Annotated in this window: 1 protein-coding gene; it reads right to left on the reverse strand. The window is 62.9% G+C overall.

What is annotated here, in order from left to right; translation table 11 throughout:
* On the reverse strand, nucleotides 1-2,069 hold a 2,069-nt coding region (locus NFR87_RS10380), incomplete at both ends, for a hypothetical protein (RefSeq protein WP_251449419.1).

Genomic DNA, 2,069 nt, shown 5'->3' on the forward strand with positions numbered 1-2,069 from the left:
GTGCGCACCGTGGTGCCCGCCGTCAGATCGGTCAGCTGCCCCAGATCCACCGTCACCGGCGCCTGGGTGCCGCCCACCTCGCTCATGGTCACCCCGTTCCCTGTCAAGCCACTCACATCCGAGATGTGCAGTGTGGCCGTGAAGCTGCGCTTGGGGAAGACCACTTCCGTCTTTTCACTCTCCACGTCGGTGGGCTGGATCCCGGTCGCGGTCACGTAAATGGAGCCGCCCTTGGCAATATACTGGGCCAGATGATAGCCGCCCCACTTCTCGTAGACGTCGTTCACCTTCACATTCAACTCATAGCCCACAAAGGCGCCGTAGGTACCTGCCGCAGGCGCGGTCACGGGCTGCTGGCTTATAATGGTGATGCCCGTCAGCTCCTCAAACTGCCCCACACTGTCCCTCCAGTAGAAGGTATAGGTGGGCTGAGGATTGGTGGGAACGGCGTCGCCGGCGTTATGGAGGCGATCCACTGCCGGATCCACGCTCCGATCCATGTCGTGGAGCGTGGGCACCAGCAGGGTAAAGCTGTCGCTGCCGGTGGCCTGCGCCAGCAGCCAGCCGTCCTGGTGGGTGCTGCTCAGGTCATCGGTGGAATTGTGATTATAGCTGCTGGTGTAGACATGGGCGTGGGCCGGATCGTAAGGCCGCGGGGTCTGCGTGCCAGGCGCATAGTGCACCACCACCTCAGCGTCCGCCAGAGGCATATTGAAATCAGGCAGAGAGGCCCCATCCGTCAGCGGGATGCTCACGGTAAAGTCCGGCGTGCCGGAGGTATTCCCCGGCATGGTCACCAGCATCTCCGCGCTCTCCACTGAGAATCCAGCGGCCGCGCCGGTCAGCAGCTCCAGGAGCTGGCCCGCAGGCACCGGATTGGAGGGCATGGGGATATGCTGTACATTGACAAGAGCGCCACCGCTGGCCGCGCTTCCATACAGTGTAAGGGAGGCGGCCCCAGCCGTCAGCTGCGCCATGTTGCCGTTGAGCTCGCCGCCTGTAGGCAGATCCAGCGTCAGGTACAGGTTCCTGTTCTCCGGCGGATCCTTGCTGAAGGTGACCGTGACGTCCACATCGTGCTCCACCATATAGAACTGGCTGGAGAAGCTGCCTGTGCTCCCCCACTGTACCACCTGAACCGGCGTAGTAGTGCCGGTCTCCACAGCGGTGACATGGGCGTAGTAGCCCGCCTCGGTCTCCACGTCCACGCGGATCACGTTGCCGCCATAGCCCGCCGTCCAAACCTTGTCGTGGGGGATGGGAGAGACGTCCTCGTTGACAATGACCTCCGCCCGGTTCCCCGGCCGCTGGTCGGGATCTACCTTATAGACCGTGGCAATATACATGTCATCCAGAGGATCGTCCTCGGCCTGAATGACCACGTAAATGTCCACATCGGTCTGCTGCATGACATAGTCATAACTGAACGTACCGCCAGCGCCGCTGTTGGTCAGGTTCACCGAGCCGTTCTCCGTAGTGGCCACAACGCCAACCACCCGCACCGCCGCGGAGACCGGAGCAATGAGGGTATTGATGGTCTCGCTGCCCGCCAGGTTGACGATCTGATCGCCGTCCTGGTGCACCGACTGTCCGGAGGCGGCCTCAGACATGGTCACCGTACTGCCGGGCACGCCGCTGACGTCCCGGATGTGCAACGTGGCGATATAGGTCTCGGGCACGACCACCTCGGTCTTCTCGCTCTCCATGTCGGCGGGCACGCCGGCGGTGTTAGGCCCGGTGGCGGTGATGTAGATGGAGCCGCCGTTCTTCAAATACTGGTCCAGATGATATCCGCCCCACAACGCCGTGGCGCTCACCACCTGCACGTCGAATTCGTAGCCGTCCCAGTCGTTGGCGCCATCGTTGTAAGCGCCCGCCACATACTGGCCGTTGCTCACCGTGATGTCGCTGGCCGCAAACGGGTGGAACGTGCCAATGCCGTCCCGCCAGTACAGCTTATAGCTGGGCTGGAGGGCGGCCTCTGCTCCCGTAGGATCATAGCCCGCATGGTAGAGCGTGTCCGCCGCCGGATCGCCGCTCATGTCATGCAGGGTGGGCACCACCAGGTG

Origin of the sequence: Vermiculatibacterium agrestimuris, from assembly GCF_943193085.1 — a bacterium.
GTDB lineage: Bacteria > Bacillota > Clostridia > Oscillospirales > Oscillospiraceae > Vermiculatibacterium > Vermiculatibacterium agrestimuris.